Raw genomic sequence first — 23912 nt, forward strand, 5'->3', positions numbered from 1 at the left:
CCCTTATAGTATAAGAAATAGGAACGCCTGGCACCCTATAATTTATTCACCAAAGGCTGCAAGCGCCGGGTGAAAGTTGCCAGTTTAGGCGGCGGGCGCTACCATCGTGGCACCTGGCGCGATAATCATGCGCTATTCTATCGCGTAATAGCCGTTGCTCAGTGAAGGCAACGAATCGTAAGAGCAACGTAATCAGGAGATGTAAATGGCTACTAATGTGGATGTCACCAACGCCAATTTCGAGCAGGAAGTTCTCAACGCCGAGCAGCCGGTGCTGCTGAAGTTTTGGGCCCCCTGGTGCGGCCCGTGCAAGGTCATGGCACCGGTGGTCGACGAAGTAGCTTCCGAGCGCGGCGACGGCCTGAAAGTGGTCAGCGTCAACGTCGATGATGCCCCGGAGATCGCCGCTGAGCAGGGCGTGCGCGGCGTGCCGACCGTCATGCTGTTCAAGTCCGGCACCAAGGTCGCCTCACTGGTCGGCGCTCAGTCCAAGTCCCAGCTGACGCAGTTCATCGACCAGAACGCCTAAGGTTTAACGTCAAGCGCTAGGCGCTCACAAGGCGCTAGAACAACACGGGGCTACCGCTTTCGCGGTAGCCCCGTGTTGCGTTTGGGCTCTTTTTTTAAAAACTCTGCTTTCAAGAGCCCTGCTTTCAAGCGCCTCGCTGTTTATCTGATTACTCGCTGGTTTCCGGCTTCTTGATTAGCGGCTCAGGGTCCGGCTTTTTGCGCCGCCAAGGCGGCTTTCGGGGATCGCCTCCGTTATTGACGCTGCGGCGCAGCTGGCGCGTGCCCGGCCCCAGTAGATGGGCGATCCAGCGCGTTTGCGGGTGGCTGTCGAGCGCGATCTTGAGCGTCATGGTCAGTACCACCGACAACAGCATCCCCGCCGCGCCAAAGATCCAGCCCCACACCACCAGCGATAAAAACGCCACGAAGGTGGAAAGCCCCAACGCCTGCCCCATGACCCGCGGTTCGATCAAATTCCCCATGACAAAGTTGATCACCAGATACGCTGAGGCCAGCATCAACGCCTGTATCACCCCCCCATCCTGAGCGACCAGCAGCAGCAACACCGGCGGAACCGCCGCCAACGCCGAGCCGATGTTGGGAATGAAGTTGAGCGCAAAGGCCAGTACGCCCCAAAGTAGCGGAAACTCGACCCCGATCATCAAACACGAAAGCCAGACCAACACGCCGGTGGCCAGGCTGATAACGGTCTTGATCGCCAGATAGCGCTTCAAGGTGGCGCTGAATTCGGCGAAGCGCTTTAGACTCGGGGCCGGGTTCTCCAGCGCCCGGGCCACCTTGGAGCGAAAGTTGAGCGTCTCGAACAGCATGAACATGACCAGCAGCGACACGATACTGCCCTGCATCATGATCGCCCCGACCTCGCTGACCAGCACCGCCACCCAAGAGCCATCGTCCTCCATCGCCAGGGCACTGCTCAACTGATCCGGGTCGATGGCCACGCCGCGAGCGGCGAGCGAATTGAGCATACTCCAGTAGTGCTCGTAGAGACGCGCCTCGATATCCGGCAGTGCCTCGATGAAGGTGCTGAAACTATTGACCACCAGTACGCCGAGCAACAAAAAGAAGGCGGCCAGCACCACCAGCGTGATTAGCGCCGCCATGCGCATACCGACGCCGTGGCGGTGCAGCCAGTGCACCGGCGAGGTACACACCACGGCGATGAAAATGGCCAAAAGCAGCGGCACCAGTAGATCCGAGCCAAGCTTCATCCCCGTGACGATGACCACGAGCGCCGCGATCGCCAGCGTCGCGTTCAAGGGGATGCTGCGATAATCCTTATCCGACAACTTCTGCATGGCTCGTTCCTTGAGATTGATCCTTACATAATGGCTGGTCGCCGTTCAATTAACAAACGGTGCAGATAATAAGCAACTGTTTTACGACTACTCTTGATAAGTGAACTTATCCGCGTCGGGCTCTTCCAAACCATGTTCGCCACAAGCCCTTCACGGATCACTTCGACAAACCTTTCGTCCAGCGCTTTTACAAGGAATCGTTTTATGACTTTAAACCCCTACGCTCGCTCGATGATGAAACTTCGCACCCACGTGGCCGGTACGGCCCTGGCCGCCCTGCTCTGCACCGGCGCCGCCCAGGCCGCTACCTCGATGCCGACCCAACCCCCCGGGCTCAGCGTTCAGGCCCAGTCGTTCGTCGAAGTCGAACCGGACAAGGCGAGTCTCTCCGCCAGGCTTTGGGAAAACACCCCTGCGGTGTCATCACTCGATGACAGCGAACAGGGCGCGCTTCGCGAGGCCCGTGAGCGCCTGGAAGAGCGCTCGCGCCAGCTGATCGAGGCGATGGAAGAGGCGGGGCTTAGTGAGCGCGCCATTAGCGCAGGCTCGCTCAACGTCTATCAGGAGCAGATGAACCAGCCCCAGGGCCAAAACGGCGAACAGGAAATGATGGTGCGCACGCGGGTCGAGCGCCCCTTCGATATAGAGCTTTCGGACATCGACCGGCTCAACGATGTGCTCGACGCGCTGGTCGAAGCCGGCGTCAATTCCCTCGACGGCGTCCAGTTCGATCTTCAGGACCGTGAAGAGGCGGCCGACGAAGCGCTGGTGATGGCGCTCGAGAAAGCGCAGCGCAAGGCCGAGCTTATGGCCCAAACCCTGGGCGCCGAGCTCGGCGACGTGCAGCACATCACCGAAACCCAGGCCCCGGTGTTTCAACCGCGCATGATGGCGATGCGCGCCGAAAGCGCCCAGGGCGTCAGCGATGACGCCAACGCCGAGTACCGCCCCGGCATCATTCGCATCGATGCCGGTGTCAACGTCGAGTGGGCGCTAGCCGGCCAGAACGACAGTGAGCGCGGTGACGATGAGCGTGGCGCTAGAGAGCAAGACGCTCAAGACCGCCCAGATACGGCCGCAGCGGCTCAGGAATAACGATCGAGCCATCCGCCTGCTGGTGATTCTCCATGACCGCCAGTAGGCAGCGCCCCACTGCCAGCCCCGAGCCGTTCAGGGTGTGAAGCAGCTGGGGCTTTTTCGCGTCCGCCTTGCGGTAGCGCGCCTGCATGCGTCGTGCCTGGAAATCCTCGCAGTTCGACACTGACGAGATCTCGCGGAAAGTTTCCTGGCTTGGCAGCCACACTTCCAGGTCATAGGTTTTCGTCGCGCCAAAGCCCATGTCACCGGTGCACAGCGTCACCACGCGATACGGTAGCTCCAGCGCCTGCAGGATCGCCTCGGCATGGCCGCGCATCTCCTCGAGCGTCTCGTAGCTCTTCTCCGGCTCGACGATCTGCACCATCTCGACCTTGTCGAACTGATGCTGGCGAATCATGCCGCGAGTATCGCGCCCGTAGGCACCCGCCTCGCTACGAAAGCACGGCGTGTGCGCGGTCAGCTTCATGGGAAGCTGGGCCTGCTCGACGATCTCGTCACGCACGAAGTTGGTCAGCGGCACTTCCGAGGTGGGAATCAGGTGGTACTCGCGCTCGTCGTCGAGCTTGAACAGATCCTCGCCGAACTTCGGCAGCTGCCCGGTCCCCATCAAGGAGTCACGGTTGACCATGTAGGGCACATAGCACTCTTCATAGCCGTGCTGCTCGGTCTGGGTGTCGAGCATGAACTGCGCCAGCGCACGGTGAAGCCGCGCGATGGGGCCGCGCATCACGGCGAAGCGAGCGCCGGTAAGTTTGGAAGCGAGCTCGAAATCGAGATAGCCGGACTTCTTGCCCAGATCGACGTGGTCGAGCACCTCGAAATCGAAGGTTCGCGGCGTGCCCCAACGGTGCAGCTCGACGTTGTCATCCTCGCTTTTGCCCTCCGGCACGCTCTCGTGAGGCACGTTGGGAATGCCGCTGATCGCGTCGTCCCACTCGAGCTGTACCGCGGCAAGCTCCTCCTTCGCGGCGTCGAGGCGATCGCCCAGATCGTTGACTTCGCTCAAAAGCGGCTGAATATCCTCACCCTGGGCCTTGGCCTTGCCGATCGCCTTGGAGCGCGTGTTGCGCTCGTTTTGCAGCTGCTCGGTCCGGGTCTGCAGCTCGCGGCGGCGCGACTCGAGCGCCTCGAGACCCGACGTGTCCAGTGCATAGCCGCGCTTGGCAAGCTTTGATGCCAGCGCATCCAGGTCTGTACGCAGCAGTTTCGGATCGAGCATGAAGACTCCTTGGCCTAAATCGGTTGAACACGGCGCACGCCGCCGATGATAAAGCGCCCTATTGTAGGCAAAAGCGCGGCAAGGGGCTACGCCAAGCCCGCCTTGCGAAGGCCATCATTGAGATCAAACGCATTTATCGGCAATCTGAGGCATCGATTTCCCTTAAAGGCACCGCGCCCATGTCGACCGCTTTTGATCAGACCCTGCAGGCCATCGATGCGCTTCACGGCGAAGACCCTCGCCACGATGACATTCCCGGCGGTGAAACGATGCACCAGGAACTCGCCTACGCCCAGCGCATGACCCACTGGCTGTTCGCGCTCGAAAGCGCGCCGGATGAATATCTACAGCTGGCGGTGCGCGCCCAGCACCTGCAGCGCTGGAAAGTGCCGCGCAGCGACTACCCCGAGGGGCGCGTGGGCTATTTGACCTGGCGGCGCGACCAGGGCCTGCGCGCCGGTGAGACGGTCGCCGAGCTAATGCAAAAAGCGGGCTACAAGGGCGAAGAGAGCCAGCGGGTCGCGGCCATGATCGCCAAGAAGGGGCTGGGGCGCGACGCCAACGTGCAGACACTGGAGGACTGCGCGTGCCTGGTGTTTCTGGAGAATCACTTCGCGGCGTTCGCGACCAAAATCGAGCACGACCATCTGGTGCGCATCGTGCAAAAGACCTGGCGCAAGATGTCCGAGCAGGCCCACGCGCTTGCGCTGGCGCTGCCCATGACGCCGGCCAGCGCCGCGATCGTCGAGGAAGCACTGACGACGCAGTAACGCGTCGAAGATGCACCCGCAGCCGGGCTCCGGTAAAGTAGGGCGCCTCTTCTATTCGATGCAATGACGGCTCGACCGACCATGATAGCTTCGCTTGATTCGCGCAAGATCCCGTTTTCCGGCCTGAACGAGCGCTACGTGCGCTTTTTGCAGGCGCTCAAGGCACGTGGTTTCGAGGGTGAAATCGCCCCGGACTACGCCAGCCGCACGGTGCTCGCCACCGACAACTCCATCTACCAGCGCCAGCCTCAGGCCGCGGTGTTTCCGCGTCACGCCGAGGATCTGGAGCGCCTTGCAAGGCTTGCCATCGAACTGCCCTACCGCGACATCGTGCTCACCCCGCGCGGCGGCGGCACCGGCACCAACGGGCAGTCGCTGACCGACGGTCTGGTGGTGGACATTTCCCGGCACATGAACCGGATTCTCGACATCGACGTGGAAAACCGCCGCGTGCGCGTTCAAGCCGGCGTGGTGAAGGATCAGCTCAACGCCGCGCTCAAGCCCCACGGGCTCTTCTTCGCCCCGGAGCTTTCGACCTCGAATCGCGCCACCATCGGCGGCATGATCGCCACCGACGCCAGCGGCCAGGGCAGCTGTGTCTATGGCAAGACCCGCGATCACGTGCTCGAACTCGATACCGTGCTGCTCGGCGGCGCTCACCTGCATAGCCGAGCCCTCGATGCCGACGAAGAGGCGAAGGCGCTCGAAGAGCCCGGCGCGCTTGGGCACGTTCACCGCGTTGCCGCCAGCATCATCGACGAGCAGCGCGAGCTGATCGAGGCGACCTTTCCGCCGCTCAACCGCTGCTTGACCGGCTACGATTTGGCGCACCTGCGCGATGATGGGGGCCGACTGAATCTCAACAGCCTGCTGTGCGGCGGCGAAGGCTCGCTTGGCCTGGTGAGCGAGGCGGTGCTCAACGTGCTGCCGATTCCCAAACACTCGACGCTGATCAACGTGCGCTACCCGGGCTTCATGGAGGCGCTGCGCGACGCCAAGGCGCTGATGGCCAGCGCCCAGCCCACCTCGATCGAAACCATCGACGACACGGTACTCAAGCTCGCGATGGAGGATTTCGTCTGGGACGGCGTGGCCGCGTTTTTCCCGGAAAGCGACCCGCCCACCGGCGGCATCAACCTGGTCGAGTTCAGCGGCGACGACGAGGTGGCACTCGCCGAGCGGGTAGCGGCGTTCACCGACCACCTCGGCCGCGACGCGACCGTGACGCGGCTGGGCTATACCGAGGCGCGCGGGCGCGAGCAGATTGGCACGGTCTACGGCATGCGCAAGCGCTCGGTGGGCCTTCTTGGCAACGTGCAGGGCGAGAAGCGCCCATTGCCGTTCGTGGAGGACACCGCGGTGCCGCCGGAGCACCTGGCGGATTACATCAGTGAGTTCCGCGCGCTGCTCGATGCCCGAGGGCTCGACTACGGCATGTTCGGCCACGTGGATGCCGGCGTGCTGCACGTGCGCCCGGCCCTCGACATGAAGGACCCGGCTCAGCAGGCGCTTATTCGCGAGATTTCCGACGAGCTCGCCGCGCTCACGCAAAAGTATGGCGGGCTCTTTTGGGGCGAGCACGGCAAGGGCATCCGCTCGGAGTACTCGCCCAAATTCTTTGGCGAGCTCTACCCGAGCCTGCAGCGCGTCAAGGCGGCCTTCGACCCGCATAACCAGCTGAACCCGGGCAAGATCGCCACGCCTGCAAGCAGTGAGGACGCGCCCCCGACGTTGATCGCGGTCGATCGCGACCCGGATCTGTTGACCATCGACGGCGTCACTCTTCGCGGCGAGCTCGACTGCACCATCTACGAGCGCGCCTGGCAGGCGTATGACGCTGCGGTCTACTGCAACGGCAACGGCGCCTGCTACAACTACGACGTCGACGACCCGATGTGCCCCTCCTGGAAAGCGACGCGCGATCGTATTCACTCGCCCAAAGGCCGGGCGAGCCTGATGCGCGAGTGGCTGCGCCTGCAGTCCAACGCCGGTATCGACGTGGTCGAGGAGTCGCGCAGGAAAAAAGCCGAAACGGGTCTAGGCTTTGTCAAAAGCCTGCCCAAACGGCTCAAAAACACGGTTAGCCGCGAGCAGCACCACGACTTTTCCCATCAGGTGTACGATGCCATGGCCGGGTGCTTGTCGTGCAAGTCCTGCGCCGGCCAGTGCCCGGTGAAGGTGAACGTACCGCAGTTTCGTTCGCAGTTTTTGGAGGTCTATCACGGGCGCTACCTGCGCCCGGTGCGCGACTACGTGATCGGTGCCACCGAATGGACGCTGCCCTGGCTTGCCAAAGTGGCGCCGCTCTACAACGCCGCGATCCAAACGCGCTGGGTGGAGCGCCTGATGCGCCGCGGTATCGGCATGAGCGACTCGCCGACGCTTTCGCGCGCCAGCGTGACAAAGCAGCTGCGTGCCTGGGGCGTGGCCGAGGCCACCCCGACCTCGCTGGCACTTTTGACCGAGCGCCAGCGGGCGAAAAGCGTGATTCTGGTGCAGGACGCCTTCACTACCCACATGGAGGCGGATCTGGTGCTGGACGTGGTGGAGCTTCTGCACCGACTGGACATGCGGGTGTTCGTGCTGCCGTTTGCAGCCAACGGCAAGCCGCTGCAGGTACAAGGCTTTCTCGGCGCCTTCGAGCGCACCGCCGAAAAGCAGGCCAAACGCCTGCGCGCTCTGGCCGAATTCTCGATTCCCTTCGTCGGCATCGACCCGGCAATGACGCTGACCTACCGTCAGGAGTACGTGAAGGTACTCGGCCGTGAGGCCGTGCCCGACGTGCTGATGCTGCAGGAGTGGCTGGTGACCCAAACCCACGCGCTGGCCTCGCTCAAGGGGCGGCTTATGGACCCGGGCTACCGTCTGCTGTCCCACTGCACCGAAAAAACCAACGCGCCGGGCAGCCCGAAAGCCTGGCAGCAGGTGTTCGCCACTTTTGGCCTCGAGCTCGAGCTGGTGGCCACAGGCTGCTGCGGCATGTCCGGCACCTATGGCCACGAAACCCGCAACGTCGCTACCTCGAAGGTCATCTACGCTCAGTCCTGGCAGCCCCAGGTCGAGGCCGCGGAGAACGCCGATAGGCTGCTGGCCACCGGCTATTCGTGTCGCAGCCAGGTCAAGCGCTACTCTGAACGTGCGCTCGCGCATCCGCTACAGGCGCTACTGCATTGCCTGAAAAGCGCGGCCCCCGCGTAAACCTCACGCAACGAAAAGCCCCGGGCGACGGCGCCCGGGGCTTTGTATTCATACGCTGGCTAATCCAGCCAGGCGCTCGAGGCGCTAGAAGAAAAGCGCCTCGAGCGCCTGGCCCGGGTCGTCCTGGCGCATGAACGCCTCGCCCACCAGAAAACCGTTCACCCGGTGCTCGCGCATGCGGGTCACATCGTCGCGGGTCAAAATACCGGACTCGGTGATCACCGTGACGTCTGGCGGAATGCGCGGCAAAAGCCCAATCGTGGTAGCCAAATCGGTATCGAAGGTGTGCAGATCACGGTTGTTGATGCCGACCAGCTTCAAATCCAGCGCCAGCGCCCGCTCGAGTTCCTGGCCGTCGTGCACCTCGACCAGCACGTCCATACCCAGATCGGTCGCCTTGCGGTGCAGGGCCGCCAGGGTATCGTCATCCAGAGCGGCAGCGATCAGCAGAATGCAATCAGCGCCGATCGCCCGGGCCTCGGTGACCTGGTAGCCGTGGGTGATGAAGTCCTTGCGAATCACCGGAAGCTGGCAGGCGTTTCTCGCGGCGATCAGGTCGTCTTCGTGGCCCTGAAAGAAGTCCGCATCGGTGAGCACCGACAGACACGCCGCCCCGCCGGCCTCGTAGCTTTCGGCGATGGCCGCCGGGTCGAACGCCTCGCGGATCACCCCGCGCGAGGGGGAGGCCTTTTTCACCTCGGCGATGATCGCCGGATCCCCCGCGGCGATGCGACGATTCAGCGCGTCGATGAAGCCGCGCGGCGCGCTCTGCTTTTGGGCAAGCGCGAGCAGATCGTCTTCGGAAACCGCCTGACGGCGGGTGGCGACTTCTTCGTCCTTGCGCGCGAGAATACGCGTCAGGATGGTGGGCGTTGAGGAACTGGACATGAAGTTTACTCTTTGAACACGCTGGTGAAGTGCGAAAGCTCCTTGAGCTTTTCGAGCGGCAGTTTGGAGGCCTGGGCATCCTGGGCGACGGCCACCCCCTCTTTCAGAGAGTCCGCAATACCCGCGCAGTAGAGCGCCGCGCCGGCGTTGAGCGTGACGATATCCGCCTCCGGACCGTCGCCGACCAGCGCGGCCTTGACCAGGCGAAGGCTATCCTCGGCGGTGGCCGCCTTGAGCGTGGCAAGGCTTTGGCGCTCGATGCCAAGCTCTTCCGGCGTGATGGTGTACTCGATGATCTCGCCATCCTTGAGCTCTGCCACCTGAGTGGGCGCGGCCAGCGAAATTTCGTCCAGGCCATCTTCGGAGTGCACGACCATTGCATGGCGGCTGCCAAGCTTTCTGAGCGCCTCGGCCATCAACGGCACCAGGTGCGGGGCGTAAACGCCGAGCACCTGGTTCGGGGCGCTGGCCGGGTTGGTCAGCGGCCCCAGAATGTTGAACAGCGTGCGCACGCCCATTTCGCGGCGCGGGCCGATGGCGTAGCGCATTGCCGGGTGGTGGTTGGGGGCAAACATGAAGCCGACGCCGACCTGCTCGATACAGCGCGCTACCTGCTCCGGCGAAAGGTCCAGATAGATACCGGCGATATCGAAAAGATCCGCGCTGCCCGACGAGGACGACACGCTGCGATTGCCGTGCTTGGCCACGTGGGCCCCGGCGGCGGCTGCGACGAAGCTCGACGCGGTGGAGACGTTGAACAAGTTCGCGCCGTCGCCACCGGTGCCGACGATGTCCACCACGTTGTCGGTGAAAAGCCGCACCGGGCGCATCAGATCGCGCATCACCTGGGCGGCGGCGCTGACCTCGACGGCGCTCTCCCCTTTCATGGAGAGCCCGACCAGTAAACCGCCGATCTGGGCGTCGGAGGCTTCGCCGGTCATGATCTGATGCATCAGCGTGCGCATGACGTCGAAAGATAGATCTTCACGGCGCATCACCGCGTTGATGGCGTCTCGCATTTGCATGGAAAGACTAGGCCTCTTAACGTGAAAAAGTGAGCGGTTGGCGGCGCCACATTAGCCGCGCTTAGTCAGCCGCGCTGTAAAAAGTTGGCCAGCAGCGCGTGGCCGTGGCAGGTCAGAATCGACTCAGGATGAAACTGCACCCCTTCGATATCAAGCGTTCGGTGGCGCATCCCCATGATCAGCCCCGGCGTTTCATCCCCAGCCGTCGTCCAGGCGGTAACCTCGAAGCACTGGGGCAGGCTTTCGCGTTCGACGACCAGCGAATGGTAGCGGGTCACCTCGAGCGGCGTTTCCAAGCCGCGAAACACGCCCAGGCCCGTGTGCTCGATACGCGAGGTCTTGCCGTGCATCACCTTCGGGGCGCGCACGACCCTCGCCCCGAAGGCTTGGCCGATCGCCTGATGGCCCAAACACACGCCTAAAATGGGCAGCGTGCCGGCGAAATGTTCGATGGCCGCCAGCGACACGCCTGCTTCGTTGGGCGTACAGGGCCCGGGGGAGATCACCAAGTGCGTCGGCGCCAGCGCCTGGATCTCTTCAAGCGTTATCGCGTCGTGGCGATAGGTCAACACCTCGGCGCCCAGCTCGCACAGATACTGAACGATGTTGAACGTGAAGCTATCGTAGTTATCGATCATCAATACTCTAGCGTCGCTAAACGACTGATAATCCTTAGCATTGACTTTCGAAACCATCACCGTTACCCAGCCTGTTACCCAGAATCGCTACTGGTTGAATTTTGAGATGTCTGGATTGTATCGCCTAAGGCTAATCGTCGCTATGTTCTGAAAGACTTGGGTCCTCCAGCACATTAAAAAACAGCCGCTCTCTACTGGGCCTATCAGTGATTCCGACTTTTATCCTGCAGAACCGGTCTTTATCTTCATCAAACACCATTCCTTTGAAGTAGGTAGCACCATCCCTATTGAACAGCTCAAAAGCTTTCTCTGGGTCATCGGGCTCGAACCATCCCTCGTAAACTTTCAGCTTACTTCGGAACTTAAAGTTCACTTCTCCCCTTCCTTCTACTTCGTCCATCCACGCTTTGCCCATAACAAGCTCCTAAGCCTTCGAGAGTGTAATGACGATCATACAGGTGCGCATTGAAAGGGGTACACAAACGCCGCGGATTTTGAATCCGCTGTCACAATTTAATGGGCCGCGCTTGCACCGGGTCTCGCTTATAAAATCATACCCTTACCCTCTCCACTGCCTACATTGCTTACACTGGTCGCACTCAGTCTGCGACCAAACTGCGACCACGCGTAAGCATTGCGCTACGCTGAGCAAATGAGTTACGAAGCAATCCAGTGGCGTAAAACGCTCGAAAAGAAGGGCTGGCGAAAATTCGCCGGCGACTTGCCACGCTGTGTGATCGAGTACCACATTATCCGCGGCGGCTGGCTCTACAGCGGGCGCTGTGCAGCGCACCACCCGCTGGGGAATGTTGCCGATACCGGCTCTCAAGCCAACATCCTACAGCGCCGTGACCTGAATAGCGTTGGAGTGTGGCGGCGGGCACGGCGGCCCGCCGGGGAGCGGGGTCAAACGCGGCGGCCGGCGCCGATTTGAGGGCACAAAAAAAACCGCTCAAGGCGGCGGTTAGGGTCATGCGGCGGGGCTACGTCACCAGTCGATCGCATCCAGCGCATCGCGCGTTTCAACACTTCGCGCCTGCTTCGCCAGCCGTTGCCGCTTGCCGGTCATTTGCTGCGCCTGGGTAAACATCGCGGCGTTTTCCATCACTGCCAGGCACAGTTCCCACAGGGTTTCTGAGCCGTCATCGCCGTTGCGGCCGGCCAGAATGTTATCGAGCACCGGCGTGGCGGGGGGCTCGCCTTGCTGTTCATCGAACCATGCCAGATACGCCCGGGCCTCTCCCTCCTGCGCCCACCAGGTGCTTTGCTCGATCTCCGGGTAATCGCGAATCATCGGCGTGACGGCCGCAGTGTAAGCAGCATTGATTTCCTCGATCTTGTCCGCGATCGCGGATTTCAGTTCCTCCGCTTCATCGGGCACGTACGGCTCGGCCGTCTGCGCCGCTAGCTCAAACATCGCGATGTTTTGAAACCGCCCATCGTCGGGGATCGTGTAAGGAATCCAGCCATAGTCAGGGTGGTTGACCTCGCAGTCGATGCCGCCGTTGCTGTTGTACCGCGCGTTTCTCAAAATCATTCTGCAATCCTCAAGAATAAGCCTGTTTCGTAAAAATCAGCGTCTGTCATAGCTACCCATGTGCCTGTAAAGCTGTGAAACCAGTCCCGTCCATCGATCGTATAACCCACAAGATCGGAACCTTTACACATATCCCCCGCCTTGATGTACGAGTTGCTGTAGCTACCGGTCCTGCTTCGCGCCGTCACATACGCCCCTACGTTTCTGAAATCCTCCTGCGGCTTGGCCAGTGCATCTACCTGAGATTTCGTGTAATAGCGGCTGTCGTGATCGCCACTCGTGCGGTGAGCGTTCATTGCATCAGCGTTGAGCGCATGAGATGTGCTGGTACTGAATCGGCTTGAGGTTGATGGAACACGTGCGAAATTAATTGTGCCCCGGTCGATGTTTCCCGCGTCCAGGTTGGTCAGCCCGCTGCCGTCTCCGTAAAACCCTGATTGGCTGTGCAACTTGCCGTAAAAATAGTGATTACCCGCCGAGCTGCTGTAATGCGTATAGCCGGAATTGCGGTTTCCAATTTCTACCGATCCAGCAGCCCGGGAGATTTCGAGCCCGTTTGTAACACCGGTGATACTCACGCCGCTGGGCAATCTCAGCTCAGGAGTGGTCAACGATTTATCAAACTCCACACCGTCGTTAGTGGTGGTGACGTTTGTATAAGTGCTGCCGCCATACCAAGCCTGCAGGTACGCGTTAGCACCTCCGCCACCAGGTATGACGTTATAAGAATGAACGCGAGTGCTATTACCAGTATCACGCGCATCTGAACGCGCATAGGCCCCGTTTGGCCCTTCATAAGCTATTGGCGACCTAAACGTTTGCGTACCACCTGCCCAGCGTTGCGCGCTGTCTGGTCGGGCATAGTCAGTCGGGTTAAAATTCCCGTCATGCCAGATTTTGCGATCTGCGCCCCACTCCCCACTGCGGCCCGAGGTGAGGTAATAATCCTCTTCTACGCCGGTGCCCGATGGCCCGGTGAGCATCCACGAGGTGTATCCGTCATTCCAGCCACTCATGACCAGCGCCGAGCGCCAGCTATTGCCGGGCAACCCAGTAGAAAACAGCGCCGTTAACGCCCGATCAGGCATTTCGTCAGGGGTCGGCAGGTAGCTAGAGTCGCGCCCATCGGGGTTCAGGTCACGTGCATCGTGGACGAGTACGGTGCCGAATTTCTGGCCGTTCCACGTAAGCGCGCCGTCCATCAAGAGGTACTGAGGATGTGGGTTAGCGGCCGTTGCGTGACCTTTATCCAGCTTCTTTGCCAGTTCGCTATTTACCGTAGAGGCGAAATTAGGGTCGTCGCCTAGTGCGGCCGCCAGCTCATTGAGCGTGTTTAAGGCATCGGGCGATGAATCCACCAGCGCCGCGATCGCGGCGTCAATATCGACGTTCGCGTCCGCTGCGGCCTCCAAGGCCTTGGCCAGCGCGGCTTCGGCCCCGCTTCGCGCTGTGTTCGCCTGCTCGGCCGAGTGGCCTGCCGCCTGCGCCTGCTGCCCTGCGGTTTGCGCGGCTTGCTGCGTCGCGGTTTTGGCCGCGTTGACTGCTGACAGATCCCCGTAAAGCCCTTCGGCCTGGTTTCGGGCTGTCTGCGCCGCTTTCGCCGAGCCACTGGCCGCGCTGGCCGACTGCGCGGCGGCCTGCTTATCCTTCGCCACCTCGCCCTTGTCAGCGGCCACCTGCCGGGCGTTAGCATCCACCTCGCCGGCCGTCGTGTCGATCGCCTTCTTTTGCGCGTCGACGTGGCTTTTGGCCGTGTCCACCGCCTTTTTTTGCGCGTCGACGTGCTGCCGATCGGCAGCCACCTGCCCGGCCTTTTTCGTAATATCGATACGCGTCTCGGCGACGTACTGAAACTCCCCGTTGAGCGCCTCGACCATCGCTGTGAGCTGCTGCGAGAAATCGTAACGCCACTGGTTCAGCGCCTTTTGCTTCACGATCATCTCTTCGCGATCGTTATACGCGAAGTCCCACTTGCGTGGATCTTCGACAATCGGTGCTTGTACCGCCATGGATCAAACCTCCACGTAAGTCAGGGGAAGGCGCCGGTTTCGAGCGCGGTCGTGGGTGTGTGCGTAGCCGTCCTGGCGCATCGCGGCAAAGCTGTGAATGGCTTCGATCACGCCGCCCTTGTCGGGGTAAACGCTGATATACACCTCGGTGGTGTCGTCGGTTTTGTTCATTTCCTTGATGAGGGTTTCGAACTCGTCATCCTCCAGGTGCTCAAACTCGAACGACACCTCGCGCCAGCCGCCCTTGCCAATCGCAATCAGCGAACCGCCCTCGGTGCGCTCCTTGCGGGTCTGGGTCTTGTTCTTCATGTTCACGCCAAAACCGATATTCATACGCGCCGGCGGTGACCAGGGCGCCCCGGCGAAGATCCGCCCCACCTCCAGATAGCCGTGTTCATTCGTCGGGTCATCAATCGTGATGCGGTAGGCGTTGGCCACCACTGGCTGGAAACGAGCCTCGAAACTCACTGTCGATAGCCCACTCAAGTCATGCCCGCCCCAGGGGTCGATACCGGCACGAAAGCGCCCCAGCGGTATCAGCTCGGCGACACCCTGATAGCCGGTTTCCTGGACCACCTCGCCGTTCAATAACAGCTCGATATTGACGGTGCCGGCGGGGCTCAGGTTGTGCCCGTAAATCACGACCAGCCCCACGAAGGCGGCGTTATCGAGCTGCCCGGTCAGCACCTCACGCGTGACACCCCGGGTGCGAAACAGATAGCTCCCCCCGCTTATCTGCGTGTATTCAACGGGGCTCTGGCTGCTGCTGGTGGTCAACGTGGCGGCGTCGTGCAGGTTCTCGAACAGGATACTGATAGGATTCACACCCACACTCCCAGCGTGGTACGGCCGCGCGTGGGCGAGCGGCCAACGTTGATCAATCGCCCCAAGCGGCCCTCGAGGCGCCCATGCTCGACGGCCACCGCCTGTCCCACGTAGACCGGCGGCAAGCGAGCTTCGATATTCCATACGTCCCGGCGGGTGCTGCGCAGCGCCAGCAAACGCTGGCACTCGGTCGCGGCGTCATTCGCATCCTGAATAACGCTATTGCGCGTGACGCGCTCCGCCATGGGGTAATCGCTCACATCCTGCTCGCCCCGCGATTCGCGCCACTCGGTGCGTAACCGCGTCGCTTCGTCCGGGTGCTGCTCATCGACGATGGCGGCCACGGTCGACAGCGGCGCATAGTTGCGGCCCCAGCGCAGCGTGAGCGCCCGCCAGGGCTGTTCTGTGCTGCTCAGGGTCAGCTTGTCGTAAAAAATATCGTCCCGAACGATGGTCACATCCGCCGACGCCGGCGCCTGGTGCTGCCGCATGACCAGCGCGTTAACCTCGTTGAGATACCAGTACGCCCCCAGCCCTTCCTTGAGCTCGTCGAGGATCTGCCGACCCGTTACGGCGCTGTTGTAGTACACACCCACCCGGTAATCGGGCAGGTCGATGCCCCCCACGGCGATGCCATAGCGCTGGGCGACCCACTCCACGATTTTGCGCGGGGTGTTGTGGGGCTCCTCGATGTCGCCGGTCATATCGCCAAACTGGCCATCCAGTGTCACCGTGCCAGCAGCTTTGTCGGTCGTGTGCTCGACCGGCGCGCCGTTGGCCTTGGCCCGTATGCTCGTGACCGGCAGGTACGACCCCCGGTAGGTCAGCGTCTGCGTATCCACTCGGTAAAGCGGCGCGTTGTAGACGCTGCCCAGCGCCAGCGGCACCGGCCCGGCGCCATCGGGCAGCTGCCCCGTGTCGATGGGCTCGTCCAGCACGCTGCTTTCTTCGTCGACCTGGAACGTGATTTCGCCGCGCTTTGCTTGCCGTATGCCGCCATTACGCCCCTGGGCGACGAGCCGAAAATCGTCACGCGCCCAGGTGGGGGCGCCCAAAAACAGCCGCACCGGGTGCCCCTGCCAGGCATGGCCCACCAGCTCGGTAACGAGCCGGTCGCCCATTAGCGTCACCTCGCCAAACGTCAGAAGGCCGTCGATCCGGGTAGTTATATCGACGGCCTTTTTTAGCGCGGTGGCATACGGGCGGTTGGGGTCGGCATCATTGGGCCGCGACATGTACGGCCCGGTAGCCACGTACTCGATGCCCCCGGCGTGGTGCAGCTCGGCGAGCAAGAGCCGGTCGGCATTGAGCCGCGCCAGCCAGGCCAGATACTGGCCGTCACTGATACTCATAGCGTGTTACTCCGGGTTTTTTTGGCTCGACTGATCGCCTCCAGCTCGTCGAGCTGGTCATTGCGCTGGGCCTCGGCGCGCTGCCCGTAGTCGTCGATCGCGTCGGCCGTGTCGCGGGTGTTGTTGCCGATCAGCTCGAGTAGCCGCTTGTTTTCCGCGCGGGTTTCTTTCAGCTCGCGGCGCACGTCCTCGAGCACCTGCACCACGTCGCGGTTGTCGAGCGCCGGAAACTGGGGCATGTAGACGTTGGGCATGGGCAGCTCGAGCGGACCTTCGGGGATCGTCATCAAACCACTGGCATCGATCCCCAGCCGGCCACCGGCACCGCGCGACAGCGGCATGATGGCCTCCGGTCCGGCTTCACCCATCAGGGACTCGTTGAAAAACGTCGGGGTGCTGACCACGGAGTTAGTAAAAACGCCACCCTTGGCGTAAGCGGCGCCACCGTTCGCGACACCGGCGCGCTTGAACTCATTCGCGATCTGGTGGCCCAGCCACGCCGTGTTATCGCGTGACAGCATGCGTTCCGCGAACACGCCGCCCATGAAATTCACGCCAGACTCGTCCTGCTTGGATGCCAGCGTGACCCCCAGCCCCCGGTGGCCCGAAAACTTCCGCTCGAACTCATTCGAGATATGGTGCCCCCACCAGCGCACGACGCTCTCGTTTTGCTGAGCGTTCAGCGCGCCGATAATCTCGCGCTGGGTGTCGGTCAGATCGCGGGCCTTGGCGGCGGTAATCAGCTCGTTGGTCTGTGCATCCAGCCGGCTGATCGTTCCCGTCCCGGTGACATCGAGCTTGTCGAAAATACGGCGTAGCTCGCTGTCGGTGGCCATGCCATCAAACGCGTTTCGAAACTCGCTGTAATCGATGAGCCCATCGCTGGTGATGTCCAGGCTGTCGAACTGGCCGGCCACGGCGCTGGCAATTCCGAGCGATAACCCGCTGATACGGGCGTTGGTCAGCTCCTGCTGGTCGATGATGCCGTTACCGTTTACATCCACGCGCCTGATCAGCCGCTCGATTTCCGCGTCAGTGGCATGCGGCGCCAGCGCGGCGCGCACTTGCGTGGCCGTCAGCTGGTCGGTGCCCAAGGCGCGCATTTCGGACGTCAGCACGGCCTTGAGCAAGTCGGCTTGTTCGTAGCCGGCCAGTACCTGTGCTTCGAGCTCCGAAATGACCCCGCTGCCGTTGAGATCCACCGCGCGCATAATTGCGCGCAGCTCGTCGTCAGTGGCGATACCCGCAAGCCCCCGCTGCAGCTCGCCGAACGTCAGCTTGCCGTCGAGGTTCGCATCGAGCATATCGAAATGCCCACGCAGCGATCCCGCAATGCCGCTTGATAACCCCCCGATACGCGCGTTGGTCAGTTCCTGCCGGCTGATAATGCCGTCGCCGTTGGTGTCTACCGTGCGCATCAACCGGGTGATTTCGGCGTCGGTTGCGTGCGGCGCCAACGCGGCGCGCACCTGCGCCTCGGTCAGCACCTGCGTGCCCAGCCGCTCCATTTCGGTATTCAAAACACCGCTGAGCAGCTGCGCGGCGCTCCAATCCGCCGCGATGGCCTGCTCGATCGCGGACACGGTGCCGCTGCCGTTTAGGTCCATGACATCGACCAGCGAGACGGTTTGCTCGCCGATAATGCCTTTGAACTCATCGGCTAAGAACTGCTCAGGGCTGAGCATGTCCGGCAAGCGCTCCATCGCGTCGCGGATTTCCGAGATGCCCGCCTGCCCGGGCGCGCTACTGGCGTAAAACTGCTCCAGGTTGTCGATAGCGCGGTCGGCGTACTGCGTGATAGAGCCCCGGGCATTGCGGTCACCAGCGAGCGCTTTTTCATACTGCGCCCAAAAATCCGCATCCGATGCGTCCAGTCGCTCCCGGGGCGTCGCGCCGCTTTGCTGGGTGGCGTCGAACTGCGCGCCCCAATCGTTGATGTTGTTGCCGAAACTCGCGAGCTGATCGCGGGCGCGGCTCCATGCCTGGCTCTCCTGCTCGATCGCGCGGATGCGCTCTTGTTGCGCGCGCTCTGCCGCCTGTTGAGCCTCCTTTTCGTCTTCAAGCGCATAAAGCCGCTGCTGCATCGCCGCGAGGTTGTCGACTTCGCCGACCTCCAGCGCGCTCAGCCGGTCGATTTCAATCTGACGAAGCACATCGGTTTTACCCTGCGCCTGCAGTAACTGTCGCTCGAGCTGTTCACGCGCGCGCAGCGCGTCCGCCATGCCGTCCACGCCACTCGCCGCACCGTTAGCCGCCGCTGCCGTGGCCTCGGCACTGTTCGCGATATTCCACAGCGCGCCCTCGAGCGTCAGCGAACCACCGGCGACCAGGTTGAACCAGTAGTCCAGCCCATCGCCCGCCGGGGCACGGCCCAGCGCGCTCTGGTACTGCTGCTCGATCGCCTGCCGCACCGCGGCGGTGGTTTCCTTGAGCGCCGGCGCCAGCGCCATCAAGTCCGCGGCGAGGCGCTGTGAAGCGTCGCCGTTAAGGCTCTGCGCTTCGACCAGCGCGCGCAGCTCGGCGACGGTGCGCGGCGTATCGTCAGTGACGCCAATGAGCGCCGCGCGCACGTCGTCGTAGGAGTGCTGCAGGCGCTCATGATCGGTAAACGCCGCCTGATAGTAAGCAGTATGTGCCGCAGTGAGACTGTCGACGCCGCCGACATACTGCGCGAGATTCCCCGCCGCGGTCAGCGCGCCGGCGGCAGTCTGATCAAACTGCAGATTCAAACGACCCGACGCATCGATCAGCACGCCGGCGGCCTGAGCGCTAGCGAGCGCCTGTTGCACGACATCGGCGGCATAGTCGCCCCGGGCCGCGCCCACGGCGGCTTTGATCTGCGCGCTTAGCTCCACGCCCAGCTCACCGCCCAGCCGCTCGAGCTGCAGGGCGCCGAGCATGGCCTGGCCGAGCTTTTCCGGGTTGGCAATGCTCGCCACTGCCTCGGCGGCCCACACCTCGCCGCCGGTGATCATCTGCCGCAAACGAGTCTCGAACAGGTCCTCCGGGCCGCTGTGCGTAAAACCGTCGATCGCCTCGCGCATCGCGTCAAAACGCGCAGGAATCGCGGCGGCGGCCAGCTGGTTGTCGAACTCGCCCAGTGCGGCCAGCATTTCCTTGAGCTCGTCCTGCTGCTCACCGAGTTTGTAGTCGGAAAGCGCGGTCAGGCCGTAGTCGCCAAAGGCACTGGTACCGTCGCCGAAAACGTACGAGTGCTTGCCCTGTTCAAAATTGAAATCGAAGGTTTTTTTGCTCGAGCCAAACAGCGAATCCAGCGCGCCGCCGATCGTGCCGCCCGCGAACGCGCCGAGGGGGCCGCCGAAATACGTGCCAATCGCGGCGCCTGCAGTGGCGGCATAAGCGCTGCCCGCTTCCTTGCCGAAAATCGCGCCGCCCAGCTCGGTACCCACACGGCCGCCGGCGTAGCCCGCACCCATGCTGCCAAGGCCCTGCATGCCGCTGAAATTCTGCATGCTGCCGCCCCACAGCCCACCACTGCCAGCGGTGCCGATAGCCTGGCCAGTGGCGGCGTTGGCGTAGAGTCCGCCGCTATTGGCGGCGGTATTGGTCGCGATGTTGCCGTACACCCCGCCGGCCTGCGCGGCGGTATTCACACCGCCCCACTGAATGCCGCCGAAGCCGTTCTGCACGGCCTGCCAGCCGGTTTTCAGCGACCCCATTTGCCCGAGGTTGAAACCACCGCCCTGGGCCGCTCCGCCGGGCATGCCCGAGGTATCGAGCCCCAACATGCCCGACGCGTAAAACGTGAGCTTCTGGGTCGTCAGCATGTGGGCGATATTAGCGAACGTCTGCTCGAAGCCCCGTTCGACGGTTTCGAGCGCGTCGGTGGAGCCGTCCGCGAAGCCGAGCCAGGTATCGCGCCCGGCGTCGTCGAGGCTGCGTAGCGTGTTGTCGGCGACCGTTTCCCAGCTCATGAAACTGTTGGCGATGCGCTGGCCGGCATCTTCCGAGGCGATCGCCAATGCCTCGGACTCGCGCTGCCCTTCCTGGAACTGCTCATGGAGCCGCCCCATCGCCTGCATGTACTGCACGGTGTTCATGCGGCCGGTGGCCAGCGCGAGGTTGAGCGTGCCCTGGTCCTTGGCGAACTGGCGGGCCACGCTGCGGTTGGGGTTCAGGCGGTCGAGCAGGTCTTCGTACGAGCTAGCGAGCGTGGTGGTTTCGCGGGCGGCTTCCTGCGTTTTTTTTCCGGCCGCTTCCGTCGCACCGCCCAGATCAACTGTTGGCGTTATAACCTGTCGGGTGGTGCGCTCGAGCTGCTCGAGCTTTTCATCGATTTCGGTAACCGAGCCACCAGCTGCTTCAATGGCTTTGCGCGTATCCAGTAGCTCTACGCGCAAGTCGTGAAGCTTCTGCTGGGATTCGCTGCGCTGCCCCATGCCGAAGGCCTGCTGGCCACCAACGCTGTCCCATTGCTCTTGCTCGTCAAAAACGATCTGCTGCTGGCGTTCCACCTCCATCGCTAAGGAAGTCTGCCTGAAGCGCTGAAACATCTGCTCAGCTTCGAGCATCGCCCGGGCGTTCTTCAAAGCAGCTTCGGAGTTCGCATCCAGCGCGCTGGTCATGTCATCGACACGCTCAGTGGCTGTTTGCACTTTAGGTGCTACCAGGCCGAGCTCTTCACGGAAGTAGTAGATTGCACCACCCGCCAGCATGGCGGCGCCCATCGGCCCCCCAATAAGCGCCAGCGCGCCAGCCCCCACTCGCGTGGCACCTGCCATTGCTTGAGCCGCCACCGTCCCACGCCCCATAGCCGCCGCGTTCGCATTAACGGCTGCCGTGCTCGCACTTACCGCCGCGGTGTGCGCTGCCTCGGCGGCGATCGCACGCTGGTTGGCGGCGGCCATCTGCGTGATGGCTTTGGTGCGTAGCGTGGTGTTTCCCGTCGCCGTCGCAATGGCGTGGCCATTCGCCAAGGCGCGGCGGGCAGCGTCCTGTTCAGCCACCGCAACGCGCAGGGTCTCGGCAGCCTTGGCGCGTGCTGCGGTGGTGGCCGCAATATCTGCTTGGGTATTTGCGATCGTCGCTGCGGTATTGGCTTTAACTTCCTGGGCGCTCGCGACAAATGCGGCCGCGTAGCGGCCTGCCATGATGGCGGCGGTGACGGTGGCCACATCCTTCACCTCATTCAGAATGCGCGAGGCGCCGCCGGCTTCTTGAATGAACGATGACAGGTGGTCGACGGTGGTGGCCAGGCCGGGCCCAAGGTCCGCGACGACCTGATTTTTAAGGCCCTCAACCGTGCCGCTAAGCTCCGAGATCGCCCGGTTCGCTTCCAGGGCGTTATTGATGTCGATTTGAGACATCGACACGCCCATGGCCTTGGCTTCGCTGGTGAGCTCGCGCAGCTTCGCGGCGTTGTTGTCGAGCAGCGGGAGCAGCAGCGTGGCGTCGCTACCCAGCCGCTCGAGATAGCTGATTTGCTCGCCGCGAGTTTCGAGCGTGCTGATCGCCTCGGCGATCTTGAGCAGCTGCTGGTCCGGCGCCAGCCGCTTCATTTCGTCAATATTGAGGTTCAGGTTCTCAAACAGCGCCGCCGCTTCGCCGGTGCCTTCGGCGGTGAACTCACCGATGCGCTCGGTAATGTCCTTGAGGATGTCGCCCATCTTGCCACCGGCAAGGCCCGCTTGCTGGGCGGCGTAATCCCACGCTTGGAGTTCGCCGGTGGCGATACCAATACTACGCGCCAGCGAGTCGGTGTCCGCGATCAGGCGGGCCTGCGATACAACGCTGCCCGCACCGAAGGCGGTCGCAATCGCAGCGGCCACGCCAGTGACGCGGCCGTGGAGCACGTCGAGCCCACGGCTCGCCACGCTGGCTCCCTTGTCGATCTCGGCGACCTGGCGGCCGGCGCGCGCGGCATCGCTGCCAAAGCGCTTGGACTGACGGGCACCGCGATCAAAGCCTTGATTCAGCTTGCCCAGCTCGTCTTCCGTGGCCTTGATGGCACGGATACCGCCCGATGCATCGCCGGTGATTATCAGGCCGGCCTTGTAGTTCTGAGCCATCGTAAAACCTCGAGTTGCGGGCACAAAAAAGCCCGCTCAATGGCGGGCATACATGGGGAGGTAGTTCAAATCACTCTATATTGACGATATTCAATCGCTTTCTAATTCGTTGAGCTGCTTTAGCAATTCCTCGGTCTCTCGCCGATCAGCTTCAAGCGACCGCATGACGGCTTCGGCATCATCGTTCAATGGGGCGCCGCTAACATCGAAAGCCGAAAAAAACAGGATGTCGGGTACGATTTCATATCCATCGATGCTTTCGACTTCAACCGGCGCATCCATTTTGAGCATATGAGTTTCGCCCGGCTCCACTCCCCCCGGCACTGCATAGCTTTGCTCCCAGGAATCGACCCAAGGAACGCTCCGGCCTGGCGTAATAAATCGAGTAGCTATATAACCCCGGGCAACTGACCTATCGCCCGAGTTTTCAATTAACACTTCAAAGCTGGAAGCATCAGGCAATAGATTGGCATCCACTATATGAACATCTGCTTGCGCGGCAGTTATAAGAAGGCAGGCAAAGGACGCAGAAAGTCTTCGATTCATTGGCAAACCCCGCCATTGAGTGGCTGGAGCATTGACATAAAATCACTCTCACCAATGATGCGGATGACTTGACCTTTTGCTATCAGCTCCTCCGCTTTACGATGTTTGCTACTTATATCGGAACCAGCTAAACGCTTGAGATCCTGGTCACCAACTACCAGTATCGTAGTTTTTTTGCTAACCCCATTTAGTGGCGTACATCCCAATTTGGCGGCGGCCTCTCTTGCTTGCTCCCTTGTCATGCTGAGCGCCCCGGTGAACACAATGCCCTCACCGTACAGCGCGCCTTCTGCGTCTACTTCATAGGTGGATACGTGCCGTTCGTAGCCTTCCCCCGGGTGTATTGGCGCCGTGACCCGCTTGACCCAATCAGTCACACCCAAGCCGCTGGCCTGCATCGCTAGCAAGAATATCTCACCAGCGGCGACAGCATCTGCCTCTGCATCGTGATGATTAACCAGGTCCACGTTCAGCCGCTTGGCCGTCTTTGCTAAAGCCACGCCATGGGTCGCTGACTCTTCAGGCCATGCCCTTCTGACTACCGGATGCAGGTTGAGCCATGCGTATGTTGAAAGCTCAACACCATAACGGCTCGACGCTTGCGCAACCGCCGCTCTATCAAAATGGCCATAAGAAGCAACTACGCTGTCACCGAATAGCTGGTTAATAGCGGGTACCACCGCGGCAAAGCTCGGCTGTCCCTTCACCTGATCGGGCGTGATACCGTGAATGGCAATATTGAACTCATCGAAGTCATCTTCTGGATCAATGAGCATTGAATGCGTCGCTACTCGTTGGCCGTTCTCATAGACTGCCAAGCCCACTTGGCAGATAGAGCTCATATCGGGGTTCGCGGTTTCTACATCGATTACCACAAATCGCTCTGCCACAACTCCTCTCCTTAAGGTTCAGGGAAAGCAGTGACGAAATTCGGTCACGACCAATTCCC

Annotated in this window: 18 protein-coding genes; 5 read left to right on the forward strand and 13 right to left on the reverse strand. The window is 61.9% G+C overall.

The genetic code is table 11. The features are described from left to right. Positions 1–205 precede the first annotated feature (205 nt). Entirely contained in the window at positions 206–529 is a 324-nt protein-coding gene (gene trxA, locus MQW23_RS15070; protein WP_252109029.1) for a thioredoxin, read from the forward strand. Positions 530–677: 148 nt separating this feature from the next. Here trxA and MQW23_RS15075 read toward each other — a convergent pair whose 3' ends face one another. Beyond that, entirely contained in the window at positions 678–1829 is a 1152-nt protein-coding gene (locus MQW23_RS15075; protein ID WP_252109030.1) for an AI-2E family transporter, read from the reverse strand. A 204-nt stretch (positions 1830–2033) separates the two neighbouring features. Between MQW23_RS15075 and MQW23_RS15080 the strand changes: the two genes are divergently transcribed. After that, positions 2034–2924, forward strand: coding sequence for an SIMPL domain-containing protein (locus MQW23_RS15080; protein ID WP_252109031.1), 891 nt, complete (start codon positions 2034–2036; stop codon positions 2922–2924). Here the strand turns inward: MQW23_RS15080 and serS are convergent. Then, the gene (gene serS / locus MQW23_RS15085) at positions 2869–4146 is read right to left on the reverse strand and encodes a serine--tRNA ligase (RefSeq protein WP_252109032.1); all 1278 of its coding nucleotides are present in this window, start codon (positions 4144–4146) and stop codon (positions 2869–2871) included. The two genes, MQW23_RS15080 and serS, sit on opposite strands and share 56 nt — an antisense overlap. A 179-nt stretch (positions 4147–4325) precedes the next feature. Between serS and MQW23_RS15090 the strand changes: the two genes are divergently transcribed. Further along, a complete protein-coding gene (locus tag MQW23_RS15090; protein ID WP_252109033.1) occupies positions 4326–4916 on the forward strand; it encodes a DUF4202 domain-containing protein in 591 nt (196 codons plus the stop codon). An 81-nt stretch (positions 4917–4997) separates the two neighbouring features. After that, positions 4998–8114 (forward strand): D-2-hydroxyglutarate dehydrogenase YdiJ, encoded by a 3117-nt coding sequence (gene ydiJ / locus MQW23_RS15095; protein ID WP_252109034.1) that lies wholly within the window; start codon positions 4998–5000, stop codon positions 8112–8114. An 84-nt stretch (positions 8115–8198) separates the two neighbouring features. On the opposite strand, the gene trpC is transcribed toward ydiJ, so the two are convergent. The 4 genes from trpC to MQW23_RS15115 all read right to left on the reverse strand — a co-directional run bounded on the left by trpC (position 8199) and on the right by MQW23_RS15115 (position 11080). After that, entirely contained in the window at positions 8199–9002 is an 804-nt protein-coding gene (gene trpC / locus MQW23_RS15100) for an indole-3-glycerol phosphate synthase TrpC (RefSeq protein ID WP_252109035.1), read from the reverse strand. Between the two features lie 5 nt (positions 9003–9007). After that, a complete protein-coding gene (gene trpD / locus MQW23_RS15105; protein ID WP_252109036.1) occupies positions 9008–10027 on the reverse strand; it encodes an anthranilate phosphoribosyltransferase in 1020 nt (339 codons plus the stop codon). 65 nt (positions 10028–10092) lie between these two features. Next, a complete protein-coding gene (locus MQW23_RS15110; protein ID WP_252109037.1) occupies positions 10093–10665 on the reverse strand; it encodes an anthranilate synthase component II in 573 nt (190 codons plus the stop codon). A 130-nt stretch (positions 10666–10795) separates the two neighbouring features. Next, on the reverse strand, positions 10796–11080 hold the full coding sequence (locus MQW23_RS15115; protein WP_252109038.1) for a hypothetical protein: 285 nt from the start codon (positions 11078–11080) through the stop codon (positions 10796–10798). A 237-nt stretch (positions 11081–11317) separates the two neighbouring features. On the opposite strand from MQW23_RS15115, the gene MQW23_RS15120 reads away from it, so the two are divergent. Next, positions 11318–11599, forward strand: coding sequence for a hypothetical protein (locus MQW23_RS15120; RefSeq protein ID WP_252109039.1), 282 nt, complete (start codon positions 11318–11320; stop codon positions 11597–11599). Between the two features lie 54 nt (positions 11600–11653). Here MQW23_RS15120 and MQW23_RS15125 read toward each other — a convergent pair whose 3' ends face one another. The 7 genes from MQW23_RS15125 to MQW23_RS19550 form a co-directional block, all read right to left on the reverse strand. After that, positions 11654–12202 carry a hypothetical protein gene (locus MQW23_RS15125; RefSeq protein WP_252109040.1) on the reverse strand — a complete coding sequence of 183 codons (549 nt, stop codon included), beginning with the start codon at positions 12200–12202 and terminating at the stop codon, positions 11654–11656. Then, positions 12199–14211: a hypothetical protein gene (locus MQW23_RS15130; protein ID WP_252109041.1), complete on the reverse strand. Its 2013-nt coding sequence runs from the start codon at positions 14209–14211 to the stop codon at positions 12199–12201. The genes MQW23_RS15125 and MQW23_RS15130 overlap by 4 nt, the downstream gene beginning before the upstream one ends. Before the next feature lie 3 nt (positions 14212–14214). Beyond that, entirely contained in the window at positions 14215–15036 is an 822-nt protein-coding gene (locus MQW23_RS15135) for a hypothetical protein (protein WP_252109042.1), read from the reverse strand. Continuing rightward, complete coding sequence (locus MQW23_RS15140) at positions 15033–16388, reverse strand: hypothetical protein (protein WP_252109043.1); 1356 nt, start codon at positions 16386–16388, stop codon at positions 15033–15035. The genes MQW23_RS15135 and MQW23_RS15140 overlap by 4 nt, the downstream gene beginning before the upstream one ends. Continuing rightward, positions 16385–22417, reverse strand: coding sequence for an EF-hand domain-containing protein (locus MQW23_RS15145; protein WP_252109044.1), 6033 nt, complete (start codon positions 22415–22417; stop codon positions 16385–16387). The genes MQW23_RS15140 and MQW23_RS15145 overlap by 4 nt, the downstream gene beginning before the upstream one ends. 90 nt (positions 22418–22507) lie before the next feature. Beyond that, a complete protein-coding gene (locus tag MQW23_RS15150) occupies positions 22508–22963 on the reverse strand; it encodes a hypothetical protein (RefSeq protein ID WP_252109045.1) in 456 nt (151 codons plus the stop codon). Beyond that, positions 22960–23853 carry an exonuclease domain-containing protein gene (locus MQW23_RS19550; RefSeq protein WP_252109046.1) on the reverse strand — a complete coding sequence of 298 codons (894 nt, stop codon included), beginning with the start codon at positions 23851–23853 and terminating at the stop codon, positions 22960–22962. Before MQW23_RS19550 ends, MQW23_RS15150 begins: the two co-directional genes overlap by 4 nt. Between the last annotated feature and the right edge of the window lie 59 nt (positions 23854–23912).

The sequence above is a fragment of the Halomonas sp. S3-1-1 genome (assembly GCF_023757625.1).
Taxonomy (GTDB): domain Bacteria; phylum Pseudomonadota; class Gammaproteobacteria; order Pseudomonadales; family Halomonadaceae; genus Vreelandella.